The 17,106-nt window shown below is 44.0% G+C and carries 16 protein-coding genes; 6 read left to right on the forward strand and 10 right to left on the reverse strand.

Translation table 11 applies throughout. The features are described from left to right. Window positions 1–262 precede the first annotated feature (262 nt). Together FEFB_RS02255 and FEFB_RS02260 are read right to left on the reverse strand one after the other, a co-directional pair. Entirely contained in the window at window positions 263–1,330 is a 1,068-nt protein-coding gene (locus FEFB_RS02255) for a glycosyltransferase family 2 protein (RefSeq protein WP_082131891.1), read from the reverse strand. An 18-nt stretch (window positions 1,331–1,348) separates the two neighbouring features. Then, window positions 1,349–3,559, reverse strand: coding sequence for a glycosyltransferase family 39 protein (locus FEFB_RS02260; RefSeq protein ID WP_047974635.1), 2,211 nt, complete (start codon window positions 3,557–3,559; stop codon window positions 1,349–1,351). A gap of 589 nt (window positions 3,560–4,148) precedes the next feature. On the opposite strand from FEFB_RS02260, the gene FEFB_RS02270 reads away from it, so the two are divergent. Further along, window positions 4,149–4,706: an NAD(P)H-dependent oxidoreductase gene (locus FEFB_RS02270; protein WP_047974637.1), complete on the forward strand. Its 558-nt coding sequence runs from the start codon at window positions 4,149–4,151 to the stop codon at window positions 4,704–4,706. Between the two features lie 45 nt (window positions 4,707–4,751). Here the strand turns inward: FEFB_RS02270 and FEFB_RS02275 are convergent, their stop codons facing one another. Next, entirely contained in the window at window positions 4,752–6,152 is a 1,401-nt protein-coding gene (locus tag FEFB_RS02275; RefSeq protein ID WP_047974638.1) for an APC family permease, read from the reverse strand. A gap of 98 nt (window positions 6,153–6,250) precedes the next feature. On the opposite strand from FEFB_RS02275, the gene FEFB_RS02280 reads away from it, so the two are divergent. Next, window positions 6,251–7,120, forward strand: coding sequence for a LysR family transcriptional regulator (locus tag FEFB_RS02280; protein ID WP_047974639.1), 870 nt, complete (start codon window positions 6,251–6,253; stop codon window positions 7,118–7,120). Window positions 7,121–7,322: 202 nt separating this feature from the next. Here the strand turns inward: FEFB_RS02280 and FEFB_RS08215 are convergent, their stop codons facing one another. Then, a complete protein-coding gene (locus FEFB_RS08215) occupies window positions 7,323–7,895 on the reverse strand; it encodes a TetR/AcrR family transcriptional regulator (protein WP_053068922.1) in 573 nt (190 codons plus the stop codon). A 167-nt stretch (window positions 7,896–8,062) separates the two neighbouring features. Between FEFB_RS08215 and FEFB_RS02290 the strand changes: the two genes are divergently transcribed. From FEFB_RS02290 to FEFB_RS02300, 3 genes are all read left to right on the forward strand, one after another. Further along, complete coding sequence (locus FEFB_RS02290; protein WP_047974640.1) at window positions 8,063–9,550, forward strand: MDR family MFS transporter; 1,488 nt, start codon at window positions 8,063–8,065, stop codon at window positions 9,548–9,550. A gap of 2 nt (window positions 9,551–9,552) precedes the next feature. After that, window positions 9,553–10,083, forward strand: coding sequence for a DUF4811 domain-containing protein (locus FEFB_RS02295; protein ID WP_053068923.1), 531 nt, complete (start codon window positions 9,553–9,555; stop codon window positions 10,081–10,083). A gap of 153 nt (window positions 10,084–10,236) precedes the next feature. Continuing rightward, a complete protein-coding gene (locus tag FEFB_RS02300; protein WP_047974641.1) occupies window positions 10,237–11,256 on the forward strand; it encodes a YdcF family protein in 1,020 nt (339 codons plus the stop codon). Between the two features lie 87 nt (window positions 11,257–11,343). Here FEFB_RS02300 and FEFB_RS08575 read toward each other — a convergent pair whose 3' ends face one another. The 6 genes from FEFB_RS08575 to FEFB_RS02330 all read right to left on the reverse strand — a co-directional run bounded on the left by FEFB_RS08575 (window position 11,344) and on the right by FEFB_RS02330 (window position 16,809). Continuing rightward, window positions 11,344–11,526, reverse strand: coding sequence for a hypothetical protein (locus FEFB_RS08575; protein WP_059393772.1), 183 nt, complete (start codon window positions 11,524–11,526; stop codon window positions 11,344–11,346). Between the two features lie 206 nt (window positions 11,527–11,732). Then, window positions 11,733–12,788, reverse strand: a complete 1,056-nt coding sequence (locus tag FEFB_RS02310; protein ID WP_047974643.1) for an AEC family transporter — start codon at window positions 12,786–12,788, stop codon at window positions 11,733–11,735. Window positions 12,789–13,032: 244 nt separating this feature from the next. Next, a complete protein-coding gene (locus FEFB_RS02315) occupies window positions 13,033–13,659 on the reverse strand; it encodes a LemA family protein (protein ID WP_047974644.1) in 627 nt (208 codons plus the stop codon). A gap of 86 nt (window positions 13,660–13,745) precedes the next feature. After that, the gene (locus FEFB_RS02320) at window positions 13,746–14,675 is read right to left on the reverse strand and encodes a YgcG family protein (protein ID WP_082131892.1); all 930 of its coding nucleotides are present in this window, start codon (window positions 14,673–14,675) and stop codon (window positions 13,746–13,748) included. A gap of 39 nt (window positions 14,676–14,714) precedes the next feature. Beyond that, window positions 14,715–15,599, reverse strand: a complete 885-nt coding sequence (locus tag FEFB_RS02325) for an alpha/beta hydrolase (protein WP_047974646.1) — start codon at window positions 15,597–15,599, stop codon at window positions 14,715–14,717. Then, entirely contained in the window at window positions 15,592–16,809 is a 1,218-nt protein-coding gene (locus tag FEFB_RS02330) for a PTS transporter subunit EIIC (RefSeq protein WP_047974647.1), read from the reverse strand. The genes FEFB_RS02325 and FEFB_RS02330 overlap by 8 nt, the downstream gene beginning before the upstream one ends. Window positions 16,810–16,957: 148 nt before the next feature. On the opposite strand from FEFB_RS02330, the gene FEFB_RS02335 reads away from it, so the two are divergent. Continuing rightward, window positions 16,958–17,098: a teichoic acid D-Ala incorporation-associated protein DltX gene (locus FEFB_RS02335; RefSeq protein ID WP_047974720.1), complete on the forward strand. Its 141-nt coding sequence runs from the start codon at window positions 16,958–16,960 to the stop codon at window positions 17,096–17,098. Window positions 17,099–17,106: the final 8 nt, after the last annotated feature.

Here is a 17,106-nt window from a genome sequence, read left to right on the forward strand (position 1 = left end):
ACCACGGTCATAAGATGATAAAATTAAATGGCTCAAAGAATTTCTCCTTTTGGTTGGTCTAATCAACTACCATTGTAAAGAAATTCTTTGGGTTTTTATTTTAAATTTTCTCGTTCGAATTAATTATAGAATCTGCCAATGATTTTAAAAATTAAAATCAATCATCCCTAAAAACAAAAAAGAATGCCACTAACATGATTGTTAGCGACATCCTTTTGAGGGGAAGTTTGTTGATTAAGCCAAGCCCAGACTAACCAATCACTTAGCGACTAATCACTTGGTGAACAACCTGGTAATCAGTTTCATAATCTTGTGTTTCTTCTGATTGTGGCATTGGACTCACTTTTGTGAGTTGGTCTTCTGCCACAGGGTAGCCATCCTCACGCTCAATCTGGAAGAGTGGGCGGTGCTTGACTTCGGTAAAGATTTTACCGATGTAAGTGCCGACAACACCCAAAGCAATCAGATTCAAACCGCCGAGTAACCAGATGGAAATCATCAATGATGACCAACCGGCAGTTGGATTACCGACAATTTTTTCAAAAACTGTATAGGCAATTTCGACACCGGCAATTCCGAGGACGAGAATTCCTAGGTGAAGGAGCAAGCGGATTGGTTGGATACTAAACCTGGTGATCCCATCGATGGCAAAGGAGAACATCTTTTTTAATGGGTATTTGGACTCCCCGGCTTGACGTTCACCACGCTCGTAGTAGACCTTAGCGGATTGGAAACCAACTAAGGGAACCATCGCCCTGAGGAAGACGTTGCGTTCTGGCATTTTGAGGAGGGCCTTCACGGCAACTTTACTCATTAAGCGGAAATCAGCGTGGTTGGGCACCATTTTGACCCCTAACCAGCCAGCAAGCTTGTAAAAGGCTAGCGCTGAATTACGCTTGAACCAAGTATCGGTTTGGCGGCTGGAGCGCACGGCATAGACGACTTCATTGCCTTCTAAGTACTTTTCGACCATTTGTTTAATGACGTCCGGATTGTCCTGCATGTCGGCATCAAGGGTAATCATGATATCCGCGAGCTTGCTACTTTCGGTCATACCGGCCAAGAGAGCTGGTTGGTGACCAAAGTTTTTGGACAACTTAACGCCGATAATGTCGGAGTTTTGTCGTTCTTGCTGTTGGATAATTGACCAAGTCTTATCAGCTGAACCATCATCAACAATCATAATGAAGCTATCTTCGCTGACGAGCATCTGTTCAACCAAGCTTGCTTTACTCCCTTGGAGGACGTTCAGCGTGGTTGGAAGAACTTCTTCTTCGTTATAAGCTGGTAGGATTAACCCTAACCGTGGGATTTTTGAACGTGTCAACATAATTGGACTCCTTTCGTCTTAATAAATTGAGGACAAATCATACAGAGTAGAACTTGAAGAGCCACCCATTCCCGTTGGACCACCAGCTGTCATGCCACCTGCAGTTGGACCACCAGCGGTTGTCGCTGTTGTTTGGCTAGCAGCTGTCGTTGTAGACTTTGAACTTGAGTCATAAGTGACAACTGTACCCTTTTCCTTTACCCAGGCCAGAATCTTCTTGATTTGACCATCAGAACTCTTGCTACGGGAACCAAGGACGAAGTACTTCAACTTACCATCCTTAACGAGTTGCTTAAATTGCTTAAAAGTCATCGTTGGATCAGTACCATTATAACCACCAAGAGCCATGACAGCCTTTCCTGATTTGATAATGTAACCAGAAGCTGAGTTTGAATCGGTTGTGGCAAAGAGGTACTTAGCGGAACCTTGGTGCTTTTCGGTATAGGCTAAGAGCTTCTTGTTCACAGTGCCACCCATATCGGTACCACCACGACTGAAGAGGGATGGACCGGCAGCTGGAATAGCTGCTGAAGTATGGGTGATGGTTGGTGTGGCTGCCCAGAAGGCACCCATTGTCAAGACTGAAACAGCTGTGGCAATAATCTTTGCTTTGATTGCTGTCTTTTGTGGGAAGAGCCACCAGACACCGAGGGCAACGGCCAGTACAATCAGGATACCGGTAATCACTGGGTAATAAGAAGAAACGTAATAAGCTTGTAGGAGTAGCGTGGCAATTACGGCAACACTAAGCATGATACGAGCAACGAATGGCTGTGTCTTGTCAACGGTTTCATCTTCACTGTTGGCATCGACTTTCATCATCTTGGCAACGGCAGCGACACCGATAGCCGTCAAGGCGGCAATGGCTGGGGCCAACATGATGGTGTAATAAGGGTGGAAGAATGAAGCGACTGAGAAGAAGCCGTAAACAGGGACGAGCCAGCCGGCCCAGAGGAGAACTTCTTCTTGTTCACTTGAAACGTGGTACCACTTGCTACCGCGCTTGCGGAAGCCAAGCCAACCAGCAATAAGGCCAAGGAAGGCTAATGGGAGGTACCAACCTATTTGAGAACCAAGATCTGACTGGAAGAGACGGAATGGTCCGATAGAACCAATGGCAAAGGCACTTCCAGCACCACCCATACCGCCATGTTTACCAGTCTTACCACCAGGCTGACCAGTCATCTTGCCCATCTTACCGGTTGGCTTCTTGCCATTCATACCGGTTGGAGCTTGGCCAGTTGGTGCAGTACCGTTTGTTGTCTGACCAGTTTGTGTTCCGGTCTGATTTTGACCATTAGCGGTCTGACCAGTTGTACCAGTTCCTGTAGTCGGAGCCTGGCCCATTTGGTTCGTTCCAGTTGCGGATTTTGAAGACTTAGAAGTCTTAGAAGTCTTCTTTGTTCCCATACCAGAGAATGTCCCACCAGTACCAGTTGATTGCCCAAGTAAACGCTGGGTCCCGTTGTAGCCAAAGGCCAATTCCATCAAGGAATTAGTCTGAGAACTACCAATATAAGGACGCGAACTCTTGCTTGCTGAATCAACTGCCATTGGGTAGGCCAAGGTGAAGACGGAAAGGGAAACGAGTGCGAGTCCCAACCAGCCAATCTTCTTTTTCCAAGGAATCTTGATGGCAACAATGTAGTAGGCGAACATGGCTGGTAAAATCATGAAGGCTTGGAGCATCTTGATGTTAAAGGAAACACCAATCAGAGCAAAGCTCAACATGACTAACCAGACATTCCTCTTGTTCACAGCCTTTTGTAATGTGAAGACCGCTAACAGAAGGAAGAGGACTAAGATGGCATCCATGTTGTTTGTCCGGCTGTTGGCAACAACAGTGGGCGTCAATGTCATGAATAATGCGGCCGTCCGTCCAGCCCAGACACCAAACTTTGGTGCTAAGAGACGATACATCAGGTAAACGGAGGCAATTCCAGCCAAAACACTTGGGAGGACAACGGACCAACCGTGAACGCCGAAGATTTTAGCGGAAATGGCCATGAACCAAAGCGCTACAGGTGGCTTATCCACTGTGATGAAACCGGCTGGGTCAAATGCCCCGTACCAGAAGTTTGACCATGACTTTGTCATGGAAGTGATGGCTGCAGTGTAGAAACTGTTGGCACTGCCTGCATCCCAGATACCCCAGCCATATAAAATAGCGCTGAGAATCAGTATGCCGACAAGGTACCAATCAAGTTTGTATATCCTTTTTGATCGCAAAAGCGAGGACCTCCTTCGTTCGAATAAAAATAGTGTAGGCCTAAAGCGCTATATCAAGATTAAGTGAGTATCAAGTGAATATTAAAATATCCAACGAATCAAAATCCGCTGTTGGATAAATGAAAAAATAAAAAGACCATCAAAAAATTGACAGTCTCTAACACTGATAGCAAAAGCCCAAAGTTTGGCCTTGATTAAGCTGCATAAAAGGAAATAAGAATCGGACAGCAAACATCATAAAAAAGCAGTCTGCAGGCGTTTTTGTCTTGGAAATAGCAGAAACATGGACAGCAGATAGCCGTTTTGCGTTGGCCATCAGACGGCCACTAACAAGGGGAGTCAAGTGGTTGAGAAACCATGTTTGAGTCATTTTTACGCCTCCGGTATTCTTGTAAAGAAGTATGGACTTTTGACCAAAAATTGTCAAGATGTGTCCGTACAGTCCAAAATTTTTTTTAAAGTCAGTAAGGAAGCGGCCATGATGGTTGTATTTAATAAAAATCGTTTGCCGAAAAGATAGTATAATACGGGTTATATGGCGCAATAACGAATACCCGAGTGGGTATCCCAACAGAAAAGGAAAAACACCATGAAAATGCTTATTATTCAGGGTCACCCTGACCAAGAATCATTCACTCATGCTAATGCAATGAACTTTGCAGCGGTGGCAAAAGAAAAGGGCCATGAAGTCCAAATTGTGGACCTAGCGACCGCTGATTTTGATAGCGTCTTACGCTATGGCTACCGTCAACATATGGAAGATGAAAGTTTCCCCAAGGCAGTCCAAGAAAAGATTGCCTGGGCGGATCGAATTTCATTCTTCTTCCCTGTTTGGTGGTCAGCAGAACCATCCGTTTTGAAGGGGATGATCGACCGTGTCTTCACTCCTGGCTTTGCCTATAACCGTCGTAACGGTAAAATCGTTAAGCACTTGACGGGCAAGAAGGCGGACGTCTTTACGAGTTCTAATTTTGGGGGCTGGTACTACAAGCTGTTTGGTAATGTCGTCAGCCGTTACAAGTTAGGAATCTTTGCTTACACAGGAATTAAGTTGAACAAAGCTTATGTTTTGGGCCACATGGATTCAGGTGTGACACAAAAAGACCGCGAAGCATACATTGAAAGGTGTGCGGCAACAATTGATTAAATTAAAAAAAGGGATTTGCGTTGATGGACGCAAGTCCCTTTTCTGTTACTGATTTTGTAGGTTGGAGTGACGGACACTGTAGGTGAAATAGACGGCAATGCCAATCAAGAGCCAAATACCGACAGAAACCTTGGTAATGTCTGGCAGCATCACAATAAAGAAAATACTGCACAGTCCGGCCAAAATTGGCAGAAATGGATACCAGGGCATTTTGAAACCGGTATTTTGAATATCTGATCGACGACGGAGTTTTAAAATACCAAAAGAGATAAAGGTAAAGGCAATCAATGTTCCAGCGTTAATCAGGGAAGCCAATTGAGTCAGTGGAACGAGCCCAGCAAAAACTGCTTGGACCACGGTTGCAATTAAAACGGCATTGGTTGGGACTGCATGCTTTTGGCTCACCTGACCTAATTTTTTAGGTAAAAGGCCGTCGCGCCCAAGGGCATAAACGAGGCGTGACCCACCAATAAACATCGTGACCATTGCGGTAAAAATCCCAAAGAGGGCGCCAATCGTAATGAGTTTATTCCAGGCAGTCAGATGGACCACCTGAAGTGCGTAGGCGGCGGGGTCATCGACATTTAGCTCTTTGTAGTTGACGATACCGGTCAAAACTAGGGAAAAGGCGACGTAGAGAATCACGGCAATAATGACGGTTCCCAAAATGCCTTTAATGACGTTTTTACCGGGGTTAATGGTTTCGGCTGAATTGGATGCGAGGGCATCAAAACCAATAAAGGCAAAGAAAACCGTTGCCGCTGCCGTGAAGATGCCACCCATCCCAAAGGGAACACTGTGAAATTCTTTTGGATAAAAAGGCACGTAGTTACTGGTCTTGACATAAAAAAAGCCAACAATAATAAAGAGAATGATAATGGCTACTTTGACAATGACGGCAAAGTTTTCGACTTTCTTTGATAATTCGGTTCCCATCATGAGAATTCCGGCAATAATCAAGACAATCGCGACGGCGGTGAAGTTAATCAAACCGCCTTCCATTGGGCTGGCCTGCAGGGCCTTTGGCAGGTTAAGACCAAAGCTTGCTAAAATATTGTGATTAAAGTAGGCCGCAAAGCCAGTTGCTTCTGCTGAAACAGCTAAAAAATACTCTAAAATCAGTGACCATCCTAAGATCCAGCCAACAAATTCCCCGTAGATAACGGAACCAAAGGAGTAGGCTGAACCGGCAATCGGCATGGCGGAAGAAAACTCCGCGTAGGCCATGCCGACCAAACCAGAGACGAGGGCGGCGATTAAAAAGGCAATGGCGACGGCCGGGCCAGCATGACTGGCAGCTTCGTGACCGGGTAGGATGAAAATACCGGTACCAATCACGGCACCAATGCCAAGGGCAATCAAGTCCTTGGCGGTTAATGTTTTTTGGAGACGAGCATCAGCGCTTAGAAAATTAGCGACTGATTCTTTTTTGAAAATGTTCATAATGATACCTCAAATATTTCTTTCTAGCTTTTTTACTATAGAAGAAATGATATGATAAGTACAATTAATAAATCATATAGTTGTATTAGGAAAAACGATTGATGAACCATTTACTAGTTTTAGAAAAAATTCTCCAGATGAATAGCTTCACTAAAGCTGCAAAAGCGTTGGGGTATACGCAGTCCTCGGTCAGCCAGATGGTGGCCAGCCTTGAAAATGAGTTTGGCATTCAATTGTTAAAGCGTTCGCGTCAAGGTGTTCAACTGACCCCAGAAGGCGAAAAGCTCTATCCCTATATTGAGCGGTCGTTGCGCCAATACCAAATCTTGCAAGAAACGGCGGGGGCAATTCGAGGTCTTGAAACGGGGACTGTTCGAATTGGTGCGATTACGAGTGTTAGTTGTTACTGGCTGCCAGACCTCTTTAAACGGTTCCAAGAACGCTACCCGGCGATTGAATTTGTTTTGCATCAAGGTGATTATGGAACCATTGTGAATTGGATTCAGGATGGGACCGTTGATTTTGGCCTCATGACGGCCGACTATGGGGATGGCTTGGCTAAGCGAGTTATCCATACCACCGAGATGAAGGCCTTTCTTCCGGCGAATCACCCACTGGTAAAATTAGACCGAGTGCCGATCGAATCTTTGACAGCAGAGCCCTTTATTTTAGTCGAAGGTGGGGGCTATAGCGAACCACTTGAGGCTTTTCGCAAGGCTGGCCTAACGCCCAATGTTCGCTACCGTATCCAAGACGATTACACGATTATGGCCATGGTTGAGGCGGGCTTAGGTATCAGTATGTTATCTGAGTTAGTGGCTAGTCGAACTAATTTTAACGTGGTGACAAAATCAGTTGAGCCACAGGTCAAGCGCCCGGTGGCAATCGCTTACCGGGAGAAAGAAGCACTGCCAATTGCCAGTCAGTATTTTATGGACTTTTTAACGGCCAACCAGCAAGAACTGATTTAAAAGTGGCGTGCGCTGGAAAATCTTCTTTTTGTTTCTCATTAAATTAGCGTTATCTTTCACAATATGTCTTCAAATACATCTCTAACAGCACTCGGGTTCTGCTTTCCGGGTGCTTTTTTGTGGACTATTGTGGCTTTAAAGGTGCAAAAAAAGAAGCCAACATTTTTGATAAGTTTGGCTTCTGATAGAAAAAAATATTGGTTTATTCTTTTACGGATTTTTGATTATCGAAAAAACTATCCGGCAACGTATTGACCAAAAAATCAGCCATTTCTTCTGGACTTTCCTTGGCCCCGTTTTGCAACCAAGCCATCATCACGTGAAAGGAGGCACCAAAAACAAAGATGTGCTTATAAGTAAAGTGATTCTTCTTTTCCGGATGCTTCGCCTTGATAATTTCACCAAAATCTACAAAGAATTCATAAATATGACTGGAAAGCCCTCGGTCGATTAATAGCATAAAGCGCTCTTCTTGACTTTTGAAAGCAACGAAAGCAGTAGTGAAGCGCATTTTCATGGTTTCCCGGGTGCGATTATGGGGAATCGGGCTCTTTTTTTCTTGCTCGTGGTGCTGGGTAACCAAGCAGGTTAAGTAAAAGGTCAAAATATCTTCAATGCTGTCAAAGTTGCGATAGTAGCTGACGCGCGCGACCCCAGCTGATTTAATGAGTTGTGCAACGCGGATTTCTGAGAAAGGCTGTTCCTTTAATTGCTCAAAAAAGCCGTCCACAATTTGTTGCTTAACTCGGATATTTTCTTGTTGGCCAAATTTCATCTAGGTTCCTCCACGACAAGTGTCGTTTTGTGATTAAATTCCTTTTTTCTAAGAACATTATAGCAAATAAATAAATTTAGTGAAACAGGTTGACTCAGTTAAATCTAACTGTTACACTATGTTCCACAAAGTAACTGGTACAAATTGTACCATGAAAGGAAATAACGATGGAAGCAGTTCAAACAAATACTCGAACTTACAATCGAACACTCGTCGTTGTGGTCATGATGATTGCAATGGCCGCCGGTGCGTTGATGCAGACATCATTGGGGACGGCCATTCCTTCCCTAATGAAGGCTTTCGACATTAACTTGTCGACAGCTCAACAAGCAACGACATGGTTCCTTCTCTTTAACGGGATGATGGTGCCATTGTCAGCTTACCTAGCTAACCGAATTCCAACCAAAATCTTACACATGGTTGCCTATGGATTACTCTTTATTGGTGTCTTGGTGACGATGTCCACACCAGAAAATAGTGGATCTTGGTGGATTTTCATTGTTGGCCGGATTATTTCAGCCATGGCCTTTGGAATCATGATGCCAATGATGCAAATCGTTATCTTGAACATGTATGAGCCTAAAGAACGAGGCGCAGCCATGGGTGCGATGGGATTGGTTATTGGAATGGTCCCAGCCATCGGCCCAACTTTGTCAGGTTGGATTTTGAAGCAAGATCACACGATTTTGGGCTTCACCTTGTCAGATAGCTGGCGTTCAACTTTCTTGATTCCTTTGATTATCACTGGAATCGCCTTGGTCTTGACACCATTCTTAATGAAGAACGTCATTCCAACTAAGAAGGTTAAGTTGGATTTCTTGTCATTGATTCTTTCAACGATTGGTTTTGGTCTCTTCTTGTGGGGCTTCACCAACGTTGGTTCACACGGTTGGGGGAACGTGCCAAACGTTCTCTTGCCAATTTTTGCAGGTGTTTTGCTCATCGTTGTCTTCGTTTGGCGTCAGTTAAAATTGTCAAACCCATTCTTGGATGTTAAGGTCTTCTTGACGAAGGACTTTACCATTCCATCTATCGTTGGAATCTTGGCCATGATGGCCATGTTCGGTGTCGAAATGATGTTGCCAACGTACTTACAAAACGTTCGTGGCTTGTCAGCCTTTGATTCTGGATTGACTTTGCTTTGGGGAGCCTTGTTGATGGGTGTCTTCAGTGCCATTTCTGGAGCCTTGTATAACAAGGTTGGCGCCAAGGCCTTAGGAATGGTTGGTTTTGCCATCCTTGGTTTGGGAACTTTCCCATTCTTGTTCTTAACCCCTGAAACACCAACCATTATTATTAGTGTCTTGTACGGTGTTCGAATGGCCGGAATTGCCATGGCGATGATGCCAATGACAACTAAGGCCATGGCCGCTTTGCCTGATGAAAAGACATCTCACGGTACTGCTGCTAACAACACTTTGCGTCAGATTGCTAACTCTGTTGTGGTTGCCTTGTTGACTTCAGTTGTTCAAAACGTTATCAACAACAACACACCAAGTAACCATATGAAGCTTACAGAACCATTGCGTTATGCAAGCAAGATGCTGGATGCTTCCTTGGACGGCTTCAAGATTGCCTTTATGATCAGTCTTAGTTTCGCCGTTCTCGGCTTCATCTTGTCATTCTTTATTAAGCAAGACAAGGAGAAAGCATAATCATGATTTTGGTAATTATTCCGATTTTTGTTGCCTTAGCTGCTGCTAGTTGGTTCCTGATTTCATCAAAGGCCTTGAAGGCCACTTTTGGGACAATCTTCTCATTAGCGATGATTGCATCAATCTTTTTGTTGGCTGCTAACATGGATTCTCATTATGGGATGAAGAAGGAGACAACGGTTGCTACCAAGCAAGTTTACTCTGCTGCACCGGCTCAGATGCCTGTCGGCATGGCTGCTGCTAAGAAGATTGGTACTGACGACTACGTTTTGGTCTATAAGGACCAAGCAACGGACAAGGAAGCAACTGCTCACTTTGCGCCAGATACAAGTGACATTGTCAAATCAGTTAAGCAATCAGCTACTTATACGAAGGCTGATGTTCAAACTGCCCAGGTTAAGACGGTGACAACGAAGTGGGTTTACAAGAACCATACTTACAAGTGGTTGTTCAAGCAAAATAAAGAAGATAACTTGGTCAAGGAAGTACACACTCTAGAAGTGCCTACTAGCTGGCAAGTTGTCCTTAAGTAACTGACGCTTAAAGTTAACTTACGCTTAAAAAATACATTTCTGCTTAATTTATTCTTCTCTCCAAGCACTCGGATTCTGCTTTCCGGGTGCTTTTTCTATTTTGCCATTAATTTCTGTTATAATTGAAATAAAAGTGTAAAGAGGGTGGCTGAAATGCTGACACCATTCATTAATTTATTATTAGCTCTTGTGGTCGTGGCAGTCGTCGCCGTTGCCATTGATAAGCGGAACTTCATTTTTGGAAGTTTACTGATTTTTTCGTTGCTGCTGACGGTAATAGCGCTTTATTTGAAGTTAGCTGGTTATGTCTTAGACAAACAGATACCGGTGATGAATGTCTTAGTCATCTTATTGCCAATTGCGGTGATTGCCTTCGCTATTTTTTGGCTGGCGCGCAATACTAATATTATTTCCCATAAGGAAGGGAAGAGTTTTACCGCTAAATTAGCGCTCTTCTTGGCAGTCACGATGGGCATTGATTTTTATTTGCTCTTTTTGATTGGGGAAGTTCATGGTCGTTTTCTTTTCTTCTGCTATACACTGGGACTGCTCGTCTGCAATACTTTCTTCTTGCTGTTTCTCAGTTACCTGGGTTATTCACTTTTGTACCAGGTATTGCCAGCGACGAAGAAGGCTGAGTACATCATTGTGCTGGGTAGCTACATCCATAGTGGGCGGGTCACGCCGTTGCTCCAGAGTCGAGTAGATCGGGCCTTGGCCTATTACCGTCAGGCCGAAGAAGGAAAACGCCCAAAGTTTGTGGTTTCCGGAGGACAGGGGTCTGATGAAAGTACATCTGAAGCAGATGCTATGCGGAAGTATTTGCTCGAAGTTGGTGTGCCGGAAAAAGATATTATCCTGGAGGATAAATCGCGCAATACCTTTGAGAATTTTATGTTTTCAAAGGAAAAGATTTTAACAGACTGGGAAAAATCAGGTCGTACTGGTCAACCGCAGATTCTTTTTTCAACCAGCAATTACCATGTTATGCGGGCTAGTCTGTATTCCAAACGGATTGGTTTTTCGGCTCAGGGAATTGGGGCGCCAACTTCTTTGTACTTTTTGCCAACGGCCTTGATTCGAGAATACGTCGGAATTCTTTCCTATTACCGTTTAATTACCTTTTTGCTTTTGGTCGTTGAGGCCTTTCTTGCTTATTTGATTGCCTTTTAAAAAAACGATAGTTACTGATCTCTGGTCAGTGGCTATCGTTTTTAGTAGCGTTATGATTGGGGCTAGTTTGAATCTGATTTTCTTAAATTAGTGAAGCGTCATCAAATTATAAATAATAAAGATGAGCCCGATTAGAAAAAGGAAGGCAGCAATTCCAAGTAGTGGGAGCATGCTGACGTCTCCTTGACGGAACAGTTTCCAGCCGTGAGCGGCCGCAAATAAGATGATTAATAAAGCAAAGGCGACGACGAGTAATCCAACAATGGCCATGATTTTGGCTCCTTTCAACTCCTCAATAAGGACCATTATACCGATTAATGGTCGATTGAAAAAGAGACAATCTGCCCAACCTGTTGCTTTTGTTATCATCAGAACAATCGCCCTGAACACAGCCGGTTAGCGACGATGATGCTTTGACCACCAAAGGTGATTAATTTGATGATTAGCCATGATAATGGTTCTTTTTTGCTATTTTGTTATTTGAAGACGGGCAATTCGCCTAAAAATTGCACAATGATAATCCAGAGCGGTAAGACCACTGTGGCTGAAATTGTCGAAATCAGCGAGGTATTGGCCGCCAGTAAACTTTGATGATTAAAGGCCATGGCGTAGTTGACTGCCACGGTAGCAACGGGGGTCGCCATCATAATGACCATTGTCGCCATGGCCACTTGGTCAACGGGCAAAATATGGGTAGTATTTGCCAAGATGGCAATGGCAGCCATGATGATTGGGACGATAATGACTTTATTAAAGGAATAGTACCAGGCAGTGTGGTTTTTAATGGCATCTGTGAAGGGCATCTGTGCCAAGTTGGCTCCAATGGCTAACCAGGCTAATGGTGAAGCTAGGCCGGCTAACAGCTTCATCCAGGCAAAGAGCCAAGGGACGGTCACATCGAGGCGGTAGAAGGCCACCTGACTAGTTTTACCGGCAGTGCTGATACTGATTTTAGGCATCCAGTTTTGACTAGCCCAGAGAATCAGACCAACGAAGGTCGCAATGACAATCGGATTAACAAGCATCTTTTTGATATGTTCACCGCGTAGCTGCTCCCCGGACATTTTGATGTAGGCGTAGGAGTACAAGAAGATACGATAGCCAATATTGAAAACGGAAGCATACATTATCCCCTTAGCGCCATAGACAGCACCGGCGATTGGCATACCAAAGAATGTTGTTGATCCAAAGGCGGTTAAGACACCTAAAACGTCGCGTTGGTCTTTGTCGTATCGACCGTATAAAAAGGGCATCGTGACAATCAAAATGACGTAGATAATCAAGCCCCAAATCAGAACATCCATACTTTGGACGAGGGTTTGATGATTTAGCGGCGTCAGAAAAGCTGTAAAAGCTAAGGGGGGCAGGGCGATTGTCATGGTAATGCTCGTCAAAGTTTTGACGGCATCCAGGCTAAGGGTTCGCCGCTTACGCAGCCAAAACCCTAAGAGGATGGTCCCTAAGGTTTTGACAATCGCAGCGATAATCGAAGTGTTGGTAAGCGTTTTTTCAAGAGCAGAGCTAATCAACATTTATACCTCCCAGTGCCAACTTGTGGCGACAAACGATTTATTTATTAGTCTATCATTAAAATTAGATTGGAACAATTCTCTAGTTAGAAAAATTAACTTACAGAATTGTAACAAAATGAAATAAAAGAAATGGCCAAAAAGATTGTTCGATTATCGAAGTTCTTGTATAATAATAGTATTCTTTATGAGAGACAAAATAGCCCCAACCATTACTGGTTGGGGCTTTCTGCTGTCTTCTTCAAGATTATTTACTGAAGTTAACGGTTGGATTTTGTTGGGCAGTACTGTCTGCAGTGAAGTAGTTGAACTTATGATGGTTTGTCATAGATGCCACTAAAGAACTAGGGAATGACACAACTTTGTTATTGTAGTCTTGGACAGCCTTATTATATACCTTACGCTCGTAGGTCACACGGTTGTTAACACCTTCGAGTTGGACCATCAAAGTTTGAATTTGGTCAGAGGACTTCAAATCAGGATAGTTTTCGTTAATCGTCGAAACCATCAGATTGAAAGCCTTATCCTGATTTTGCATGGCCGTTGTCTTTTGGTCTTGATCATTGGCATTTGCATAGCTTTGCTTTGCTTGATTGTATTGGGTTCTGGCATCAGCAATCTTACCGTAAATCGTAGATTCCTGTCCTTGGGCCCCCTTAACAGCATTGACCAGATTTGGAATCAAATCGGCGCGGTTTTGCAACGCGGTTTGAATACCACCAGTGGCAGCATCAACATCCTGTTCCTTGCGGGACAAGCCATTGGCAGAAGAAATAAAGCCGCCAATGAGAATGATGAGGACTAAGGCGATAATCGCCGTAATTTGCCAACCGCGTTTCTTGTAAAAGGGCGTCTTTTCATTAATGATTGTCATGATTCGTATCCTTTATCGTTGTTTAGCTTGACGCTATTAGAAATATTGTAGCGGGGATTGTATCCTGGCGCAACCATAGTCAGTCTTTAGAAATCAGATCCACCGCCACCAAAGTCACCGCCACCACCGAAGTCAGATCCATCAAAATCGGATCCGCCACCAAAGCCACTACCGAAATCATCGTAGTGATCGTAATGGTCATCGTCAAAATGGCGTCTTGGACCCGAGAAGAGGTTTGAAAGTAACAATCCTCCTAGGAACCAATTCAGGCCTGAACTGTGGCCACGCTGCGGCCCATTTGGTGATTGATTGAAGTAGTGTGTATTGCCATTACCGCCGCGATAATAAGACGTGTTACCATCCCTAAAACGACGCATCTTGGACCAAACTAAGAAAATAACGAGAGCCAGAATGGCGACTAAGCCAAAGCTAATCACTGCACTGGTTGTTGAGGCGCTTTGCTTACCACTTGTTGGTGTTGCTGGTAGCGTCTTTTCAACCTGTAAAAAGAGATTGCGAATCCCTCGATCAATCGCTGTTGGGTCCGAAGATTTTAACTCCTGCTGGTTAGCTTGTAGGAGCTGATAAATTTTACCATCTGGTAGAACGGATTCAGCACCAGTTCCTGTGACCACGCGGACATTATTTTCGCCGTTATTCTTGGCAAAGACAATAATAACGCCATTATCTTGCCCTTTTTTACCAGCGTGCCAAACCGAGCGCATGGTTAAATCGTTAGTGAAGTCGCGGATTGATTGGCCATCGGTATTGTTGACAGTTAAAACTGCTACTTGGGGCTGTTCCTTGGTCTTTTTAAACGTTTGTTCCTGCTTTAAAATAACTTGCTTGGTTTGATCTGAAAGCACATTGGCATTATCAGTGACAACAAAGTTTGAGCTGGGTTCAATTTTGTTTGGGTCTTCTGCCTGAGCTGTTTGAAAGTGTAATCCCAGGAAGAAAAGGGCCAGTAGGCTAATGGTGGTTAGCCCAATTTTATTTTTTAGCAAAACCATCATAAGACCTCCAGTTGACGAAGCAAAATGCTTGATGAGCGGTTAGCGGCTAAAGCCATCGCTAATACTCTTGGCTTTTTTTGGTGTTAGTTTGGAACCATCATTTGGATTTTGTAGGACAAGTTCACGAATCAGGTTAATCACTTCAGGATTTTCCGGTAACTTGGAATGCCCGGCATTATCACCCGAAACTGTTGTTTGGGTGTACTTAGCAACATTCTTTTGGAAAATATACTTACCGGAAAGAACGGATTGGACGGGAACCGTACCGTCATCGGTGTAATCTTCTGAACCGGCAACCGAGTAGACGACCAAATCACTAGGCAGGCTACTTGCGCCATCAATCATATCCGAAAGCATGGTTGTTTGTCGTGTTGTTGAGGTTTCAGAGAAATTGAAGGGTGTTCCCAAAGTCATCAACGTCCGAATGTGGAAGTTGGTTGAACTATAGTAATTTTCCAAATAATCTGTCCAAATCAAGCCACCGTTTGAGTGACCAACGGCTGAAAAGCTCCGGAAGTGGTAACGAGTTTGCAAGTCAGTCATGACTTTCGATAGCGCCTCTGAGTCGGCTTGGATGGTTGGATAATTATCTTGGTTACGTTCAAAGCCAACAACAATAAAAGGCCGACGGTTAGAACTATCAACGTGACCAGAATAAGTGAGGCTACCATCGTAATTGACCTGGACCTTCAAGACAGAGTGGGTGCCTTTATCGCGGTCTTCTGAATTGATTGTGGCAAAGAGATCATCAAACCGTCTGACAGTTGCGCTGGAACCAGGGACAAAAATGACGGGTTCCATCCGTGATTTTTGAATTGCCCGGTCATTTTGGTGCTCAGAAAGCATCCAAACACGACCAAAAAGGGCAATGACAACGGTCAACAAGACCGTCAGGACCAGCATGAATTTTGTACTTTTAGTCATGCTCTGCCTCCCTTTTAACCATGTCTTTCACAAATGGCCAGTAGATCAAAATTGAGCCAATCAGGACAAAGATGGCCAAGATTAATGACCGCCATGGGGTTTGACTGGCCATGAAACCAAGCAATAAGTGAGGCGTACCATTTGGCGCACTAAAGACGGTTGGCCGGATAAAATCAAGCTTAATGGCGACACTAGCTGAAAGTGAACCAAAAAGGGAACTCAAAATCATCGGTACCAATGTCAGTGGCCGGAAGTACAAGGGCACACCATAGGCTAAAATACGGTTGCTATCAAATAAAGTTGGTAACAAAGACCAAAATCCAAGTCGTCTTGTCTTTTTACCTTTTGCAAAAATAAGGATGAATGCCAGCCCCAAAGTTGCCCCAACGCCACCAATCATGGCCGAAGTGGTCAAAACAGAATAGGGATTTTGTGGTTGTGGCAGGGTGGCCATCACTGATTGATAAACGGCATTCAGGTTTGTGTTCACCTGGGCTAAATCGGTCGCGCTAGTTGATAAGTCCAAGGGGATACTGATTCCTAAAACAAGCATAATTGGTGCCAAAACAGCAACCAATGCCAAAGAATAATAATGCGCGAAAAAATTAGATGAAAAGAAGGTGGTGTAAGTCCCCTGGGTCACAATGTTGGGCATGAATGAGGTGATAGTCACGACGATAACTGAGACGATGGCTGCCCAACTAAGATAGGCAAAGCCCATGTCTTGCAACCGATTTTTCGTAATCTTGGTTAGCGCTAAGTAGGTCAGATTAATGAGATAGGCCACTAGTAAACACAGTCCAAGATGGATAGTCAACTGTCCCTGGTTGGAAACGGTGAAAAAGGTCTGAACTAAGACCAGACCAAAGTTAACGGTGACCGGCAAGATTGGATCGCGCTTGTCGGAAAGCTTTTCCGTTAAATACTTTTTTGTCCATAGAGCAATCGTAAAGGCGACAACTAGGTAGTCTAAGACATTGCCGACTCCTTGTGAAAATTGTGGATTGCTAAAAAAGTGGATTTTGTAATGGAAAATAGTGGCGAATAAAGCGCCAGGGTCTAAAAATAATCGAGTAATCAAACGCCAATAAACATCAATGATTACCAAAGGTAATACTTGCTTAAAGGAAGAAAAAAGATTTTTGATAGGTGAAAGACCTACCCAAGCTCGATCCCATTGTTGAACCTTTGCTAGGATCTTTGCAAACATGTACAAGTGCCTCCAGACTTCCCCCAGATTTGGGGTGGTATTGCAAGAAAAGATATTGTGCTATAATAGTAAAAGTGTTTTACTAGATACCACTGGTAATATGCCAATAATTATAACACTAACCGAACAATTTTGGGGGCGTCACGCGATGTTCAAGCGTTTTCTAAGCAAGCCCTGGGTGACATTTATTGTCAGAACCCTGGCTTATTTTTTAATCATTTTAGCCTTGATTTATCTGTACGGCTATTCCGGTGTCACCGGGGGCCACTTCATTTATAACGAATTCTAAAATAAAGA

Origin of the sequence: Fructobacillus sp. EFB-N1 (assembly GCF_001038455.1) — a bacterium.
GTDB classification, from domain to species: Bacteria; Bacillota; Bacilli; order Lactobacillales; family Lactobacillaceae; genus Fructobacillus; species Fructobacillus cardui.